This is a genomic window from Streptomyces bambusae (assembly GCF_019400985.1).
Classification (GTDB): domain Bacteria; phylum Actinomycetota; class Actinomycetes; order Streptomycetales; family Streptomycetaceae; genus Streptomyces; species Streptomyces bambusae_A.
The window spans coordinates 1-6,093 of sequence record NZ_WTFF01000389.1; the positions used below are offsets into that span (position 1 = coordinate 1).

The window sequence follows — 6,093 nt, forward strand, 5'->3', positions numbered from 1 at the left end:
GTGCGAATGCGCGGCGGCCGGGCCGGGGGCAGGGGTCGGGCCGCGTCCCGCGGCGCCCCGGGCCTGGCCACACGCCCGCGTGGCGTGGGGGGAGTGGAGGCAGGGTGTGCCCCCGTCGTGCCTCGCCGCCCGCGGGCCATTGCCCGGCCGGGGGTCCGGAGGGGGGCCAGTGGCCGTGGCCCGCCCCGCCGTGGCGGGCCGGATCCGGCTGCTCGGCGGCGCTCTGGCGGCCGCCGGCGCGACCGTGCTCGCCTGCGGAACCTCGGTGCCCGCCGTCACCGGGGTCGCGGCCTGGTCCGGCCCCTGGGGCTGGGCCGGCGCGGCCGTCGCCACGGCGGCCAGACACGGCTCACCCCTGGCCTGGGCAGCGGGACTCGGGTGCCTCGCCGCATGCGCTGCGGCAGCCCTGCGCGCCGCGGTCAGGGCCGTCGCGGCCGTCCCGACGGACGCGCTCCTCGCCCGTGCCCGCACCGGGCGGGAGGTCACCCAGGGCGCGACGCTGCTGGACCTGCGCGCGCTGACCCTCGTCCTGCAGTCGGCCGGCGGCCGGCGCCGGCGCACGGCCCGGCTCCCGATGCCGAGCGCCCGGTGGGCGGTACCGCTGTGGCGGGACGCCGTCGTCCTGCTGCGCCACCCCTGGCGGCCGGTGCTGGCCTGCGCGGCGCTGATCGCCGGGTTCGCCCAGTTCCGCGTGGTGGCCGACTGGCTGGCGGAGCCGGGCCACGGCGCGGTCGGCCCCCTGAAGGCGGCGTTCGTGGGCCTGCTCCTCGTCGTCCCGCCGTACCTCGCGGCGGTCGCGCTGGCCGAACCGGCCTACCAGGACACCGACCGGCCGCGCCGTGCCCTGCTGCTGCCGCTGTCGCCCGGCGTACTGGCCCTCTCCCACCTGGCGGTACCGGTCGCGTTCCTGTGGGCCGCCGGCGGCGCCGGCTGGGTCGCGGCCCTGCTGTCCGGACCGCCCTCGGGGCCGCTCGGCGCGTACGCCACGGCGCTGCTGCTCGCGGGGCCCGCGCTGGTCGGCACCACCTTGGTGGGCGCCTACCGGGGGGCGCCCCGCTACGACCTGCTGGCCCTGTCCCTCGACTGGTACGCGGCCGTGCCGTTCGTGCTGTGGCGGCTGGCTCCCGTGCTGGCCGCGGCGTTCGTGGTGGCGCCCTACCTGTGGCACGCGGCGTACGACCCGTCCGCCGGCCCGGACGCGGACACGCTGTGGCTGGCCGTCCGCTCCGCCGCCGTCCTGGCCTGGGCGGCCCGCCGCGTCGGCCGCCAGGCCCGGGAGCTGTGCGGCTGAGCCCCGAGCGGCCCTGCCAGGGGGCCGGGGCCGGCCGCGTATCCCGCGCCGGCCCCGGCCCCCGGTCCCGGCTCGGGCTACGGCGCCATCTCGTACGCCCCGGCCAGCGCCTCGACCCGCTCCCAGACGCGGGCCGACCGGGCCTCGTCGACGACGGGACGCCGTACCGCGCCGAGCGCCCAGACCTGCTGCTGCTCGGTGGCGGAGTCCTTGCCGTGCAGCTCGACGGCGTGCGCGGAGAAGTCACGGACCAGCACGGCGAACAGCTCGTCCAGCACGTCCTCGTCGAGGCCGGTCAGGCGGGCCTGCTCCAGGATCAGCTGGCCGTGCACGACGAGGGCGAACAGCTGGCCGACGGCGAGGAGCAGGTCCAGGTCGCGGCTCTGCTCCTCGTCGGGCGCGGCGGTGGTGACGAACTCGCAGAGCGCGTCGGCCTGCTCCCGGAAGCGCACGACGTTGAGCACGTGCGCGTACGCGTCGAAGGCGGGACGCCAGTCGTGGAAGCGTACGGAGCCCAGGCCGCGGGCCGGCCCCTGGCGGAAGAGGAAGTCGTCGTCGGCCGCGTCCAGGCGGGTCGGCACGGCGGGGTACTCGACCGGCTCCAGCAGGTGGTTGCGCATGAACTTGAGGATCAGCGCGAGGTTGACGTGGACGGTGCCTTCGAGCTTGGGCAGGCCCCGGATCTCGATCGCGGCCTGGGCGAAGTAGTTGTCCTTCTCGAACCCCTTGGCGGCGATGACGTCCCACATCAGGTCGATGACCTTCTCGCCCTCCGTGGTCACCTTCATCTTCGTCATCGGGTTGAAGAGGAGGTAGCGGCGGTCGTCGGGACCGGCCGAACGGAAGTAGTCGACGGCGCGGTCGCTGAACAGCTTCATCCCGACGAGGCGGACGTAGGCGTCCGCCAACTCGCGGCGCACGTGCGCGAAGGCGGTGACCGGGCGCCCGTAGAGGATGCGGTTGTGGGCGTGGGTCACGGCCTCGTACATCGCGTGCTCGCAGATGCCGATCGAGGCCGTGCAGAGGTTGAACTTGCCGACGTTGACCGTGTTGAGCGCGGCGTCGAAGGCGGCGCGGCCGGTGTGCAGGACGTCCTCGGCGGCCACCGGGTAGTCCACGAGCCGGAACTCGCTGACGTACTTCGAGGAGTCGACGACGTTCTTCACGAGGTGGTAGGCGGGGTGGCGGCTGTCCGCCGCGAAGAAGACGTAGCCGTCCGGGCCCTCGACGTCCGTACGGCGGCCGAAGACGGAGACGAGCCCGGCGGCGTTGCCGTTGCCTATGTAGTACTTGGAACCGCCGGCGCGGAAGCCGCCGTCGCCGTCCGGCTCCAGCAGCATGTCGGTGGAGTAGATGTCGGCGCCGTGGGTCTTCTCGGACAGGCCGAAGGCGAACACCTCGCCCTGGGAGAGGAGTTGCGCCGCGCGGCTGCGGGCGGCGCCGTTGTCGCTCTGCCAGACGGGGCCGAGACCGAGGATGGTCACCTGCCAGGCGTACCAGTAGTCGAGCCCGTAGAAGCCGAAGATCTCGTTGAGGGCCGCGATCCGGGCGGTGTCCCAGCGCTGGTCCTTCTGCGCGGCGTCGGCGGCCGGGGTGAGGAAGGTGGCGAAGAGGCCCTCCTCGGCGGCGAACGCGAGGAAGTCCGCCAGCCAGGCACGGGAGCGGTAGTCCTCGATCAGCTGTCGCTTGCCCCGCGCCTCGAACCAGTCGACGGTGGCGCGCAGCAGCCTGCGGGTCTCGGGGTCGAAGTGCGCCGGGTCGTACGTACGCGGGTTGAACAGGAGGGGATCGGCCATGGGGCTCGCCTTCCGGGGTCGAGGGGTTTTCGAGGAGACGGTGGAAAGAAGGGGGTGGCGGCGGCGCGGTCAGCCGCGTGCGTGTGGGGGCCGCTCGGCGAGCCGGTGCAGGGTGGCGAGGACGTCGTCGAGCCAGGCGATCGTCATCCGCTCGTAGGCGATGCCGCCGCGCAGGACGACGTGCTGCAGTTCCTGGCCGGCGTCGAGGGGCGCGGGAGCCTCGGGTCCGGTGAAGTCGCGCACCTGCCCGGCCAGGTAGTGCGCCAGCCGGTCGGCGTGCGCCTGCCGGTGCCGCTCGACCTCGCGGACCAGCGCGGCCGGATCGTCGAAGGCCGCGCCGCGGATCTTGACGGCGAGGTCGTGCCGGAGGCTTTCGGGCTCGACCGGCTCGTGCAGCCACTGGGAGAGGGCGGCGCGGCCGGGAGCGGCGACGGAGTACTCCTTCTTGTCCGGACGGCCCTGCTGCGGCACCTCGCGGACGGCGAGCATGCCGTCGCCCTCCATGCGCTTGAGGACGCGGTAGATCTGCTGGTGGGTGGCGGTCCAGAAGTAGCCGATGGACCGCTCGAAGCGCCGGGCCAGCTCGTAGCCCGAGCCCGGCTTCTCCAGCAGGGACACGAGGATCGCGTGCTCAAGAGCCATACCGCGATCCTCCTATGCAACGAGTTGCATAGGCAAGGCCCGGCACCGTCGACGGGGTGAGACGTGCCTCACCGCCTGAGGGCGGTAGCCGGCAACGAGCTCGGCGGGGCTCGGCGGGACCAGGACGGCTATGACCCGACCCCTTGCTTCATCTATCGAAAATCGATAGATTTCCATCGCGATTCGATGGAGGGATGGGTCATGGGAAAGCTGACAGTGGGTGCGCTGCGTGCCGTGCTCGTGGTGGTGCTCGCCGGCACCGTGTTCGTACAGGCATTGATGACGTGGGTGTTGGTCAGCGGGAGCGACCCGGAGGACGGGTCGCTCCCGCTGACCCCGCTGCGCGTGATCACGATCCTGGGCATGGTGTCGGCCCAGGTCGCCCTGGTCTGCGTATGGCGGCTGGTCACGATGGTGCGACGCGGAACCGTGTTCTCCCACGCCGCCTTCCGGTACGTGGACGGCGTGATCGGCGCGATCGTGGCGGCTGCCTTCCTGTGGTTCGCGGTCACGGCCCTCAACGCGCCGGGCCAGCGGGAGGACCCGGGCGTCACCGTCATCATGGGCGGGGTCGGCGTGGCCGTCCTGGGCGTCGCGCTCATCGTGCTCGTGCTGCGGATGCTGCTCGCCCAGGCCGTCGCGCGCGACGTCGAAGCGACGCGGATGCAGGCCGAGTTGGACGAGGTGATCTGATGCCGATCGCCGTCGACATCGACGTGATGCTGGCCAGGCGGAAGATGTCCGTGGGCGAGCTCGCGGACCGCGTGGGGATCACCCCCGCCAACCTGGCCGTACTCAAGAACGGCCGCGCCAAGGCAGTGCGCTTCGCGACGCTCGCCGCGCTCTGCGAGGTGCTCGAGTGCCAGCCGGGCGACCTGCTGCGCTGGGAGGCGGAGGACGCCGCCGGCGGATGACGGGCCCCAGGGCTGTCCCTGCCTCCCCCGAGGGGGGAGGCAGGGACCCGGGGTGGCTACGGCGACGTGGTCGCGGCGGGGGCCGGGGCCGGTGCCCGCTGCCAGCGCAGCCGCGACCAGGGGAGGGCCAGTTCGCTCCGGTCGGACACCTCGTGCGGGGCGAGGTCCGCGATCCGGGCCGCCTGCCGGTGCCGGGCGTGGACGGTGTCGACGTAGCGGTGCCCGGTGTCCGCGGCGATGAAGAGGACCGTCCGGCCCGGGGTGCGCTCGCGCTCGTGGCGGGCGGCGAGGTACGCGGCGCCGGCCGAGAGCCCCGCGAAGACCGCGTGCCGCCGCAGCAGGTCGATGCTGCCGGCGAGTGCCGCGTCGAACGAGATCCAGTGCAGGGTGTCGTACAGCTCGTGCCGGACGTTGCCGAAGGGGATGGAGCTGCCGATCCCGGCAATGATGATCTCGGGGTCGGAGACGTGCTCGGAGCCGAAGGTGACGCTGCCGTACGGCTGGACACCGACGAGTTCGACGTCGGCCGCCGCCCGCCCGTCGGCCCCCAGCCCCTCCGCCGACCGCCCCTCCGCCGACCGCCCCTCCGCCGTCCGCCCCTCCGTCGCCGGCCCCTCCGCCGACCGCCCGTCAGGGGCCGCGCGCAGGTAGCGGGCCAGTGCTCCGGTGGAGGCTCCCGAACCGACCCCGCCGACGAGGGTGAGCCCGTCCGCGCCGGTCGCGGCCCGGATCCGGTCGGCGACGGTGCGGTAGCCGAGGTAGTGGATGTCGTCGTGGTACTGCCGCATCCAGTGGTACTCGGGGTGCTCGGCGAGGATCTCGTGGATCCGCTCCACCCGCCGCTTCTGGTCGAGCTTGAGGTCGCTGCACGGCTCCATCTGCTCCAGCGTCGCCCCGAGCACCGCGAGTTGGGTCCGCAGCGTGCGGTCCACCGTCGTCGAGCCGACGATGTGGCACCGCATGCCGTGCCGGTGACAGGCCAGTGCGAGGGCGTACGCGTAGATGCCGCTGGAGCTGTCCAGCAGGGTGTCCCCGCGCCGTACGGCCCCGGTGTCGAGCAGATGGCGTACCGCCGCGAGGGCGGAGACCACCTTCATCGTCTCGAAGCGCAGACAGACGAGCCGGTCGTCGAGCCGTATCAGGTCCGGCCGGCCGATCGCCTCCGCGATGTGCTGGTCCATTCGGGAGCTCCTTGGTGGTCGAAGGTCGTGAAGATCCGGGTGGCGGGGATGCCGTGGGAGTCCAGGGCGCGCAGACAGCCGTCCACGCGGCGCCGCAGGCCGGGCGCCGCGGGGTCGAGGAGCACGCCCGCGACCGCTCCGCTGTGCGCGATCTGGATCCCGACCGCCCCGACCTGCCGGGCGACGGCGGCCAGCGCGTCGAACTCGGGGTGGCCGAGCACCCGCTGGCCGCGCCGCGCGCTGGCGGTGGCCACCTCGCCGAGCAGCCG

6 protein-coding genes and 1 pseudogene are annotated in these 6,093 nt (G+C 73.7%); 3 read left to right on the forward strand and 4 right to left on the reverse strand.

The window, feature by feature from the left end:
• Positions 1–175 precede the first annotated feature (175 nt).
• Entirely contained in the window at positions 176–1,291 is a 1,116-nt protein-coding gene (locus GPJ59_RS32240) for a hypothetical protein (RefSeq protein ID WP_219671464.1), read from the forward strand.
• Between the two features lie 77 nt (positions 1,292–1,368).
• Here GPJ59_RS32240 and GPJ59_RS32245 read toward each other — a convergent pair whose 3' ends face one another.
• The gene (locus GPJ59_RS32245; protein ID WP_219671465.1) at positions 1,369–3,087 is read right to left on the reverse strand and encodes an acyl-CoA dehydrogenase family protein; all 1,719 of its coding nucleotides are present in this window, start codon (positions 3,085–3,087) and stop codon (positions 1,369–1,371) included.
• Between the two features lie 69 nt (positions 3,088–3,156).
• Positions 3,157–3,729, reverse strand: a complete 573-nt coding sequence (locus GPJ59_RS32250; protein ID WP_219671466.1) for a PadR family transcriptional regulator — start codon at positions 3,727–3,729, stop codon at positions 3,157–3,159.
• A gap of 201 nt (positions 3,730–3,930) precedes the next feature.
• Between GPJ59_RS32250 and GPJ59_RS32255 the strand changes: the two genes are divergently transcribed.
• Together GPJ59_RS32255 and GPJ59_RS32260 are read left to right on the forward strand one after the other, a co-directional pair.
• On the forward strand, positions 3,931–4,422 hold the full coding sequence (locus GPJ59_RS32255; RefSeq protein WP_219671467.1) for a DUF2975 domain-containing protein: 492 nt from the start codon (positions 3,931–3,933) through the stop codon (positions 4,420–4,422).
• Positions 4,422–4,643, forward strand: coding sequence for a helix-turn-helix domain-containing protein (locus GPJ59_RS32260; protein WP_030724363.1), 222 nt, complete (start codon positions 4,422–4,424; stop codon positions 4,641–4,643). Before GPJ59_RS32255 ends, GPJ59_RS32260 begins: the two co-directional genes overlap by 1 nt.
• A 56-nt stretch (positions 4,644–4,699) precedes the next feature.
• Here the strand turns inward: GPJ59_RS32260 and GPJ59_RS32265 are convergent, their stop codons facing one another.
• Both GPJ59_RS32265 and GPJ59_RS32270 read right to left on the reverse strand, forming a co-directional pair.
• Positions 4,700–5,824, reverse strand: a complete 1,125-nt coding sequence (locus tag GPJ59_RS32265; RefSeq protein ID WP_219671468.1) for a pyridoxal-phosphate dependent enzyme — start codon at positions 5,822–5,824, stop codon at positions 4,700–4,702.
• Positions 5,782–6,093, reverse strand: a pseudogene (locus GPJ59_RS32270) (GHMP kinase); the annotation flags it as partial. The pseudogene GPJ59_RS32270 and the gene GPJ59_RS32265, both read right to left, overlap by 43 nt.

Excerpts from the sequence above, each read along its gene's own strand:
- GPJ59_RS32265 (WP_219671468.1), bottom strand. The coding sequence starts at position 5,824 with ATGGACCAGCACATCGCGGAGGCGATCGGCCGGCCGGACCTGATACGG.
- GPJ59_RS32255 (WP_219671467.1), top strand. The coding sequence starts at position 3,931 with ATGGGAAAGCTGACAGTGGGTGCGCTGCGTGCCGTGCTCGTGGTGGTG.
- GPJ59_RS32245 (WP_219671465.1), bottom strand. The coding sequence starts at position 3,087 with ATGGCCGATCCCCTCCTGTTCAACCCGCGTACGTACGACCCGGCGCAC.
- GPJ59_RS32260 (WP_030724363.1), top strand. The coding sequence starts at position 4,422 with ATGCCGATCGCCGTCGACATCGACGTGATGCTGGCCAGGCGGAAGATG.
- GPJ59_RS32250 (WP_219671466.1), bottom strand. The coding sequence starts at position 3,729 with ATGGCTCTTGAGCACGCGATCCTCGTGTCCCTGCTGGAGAAGCCGGGC.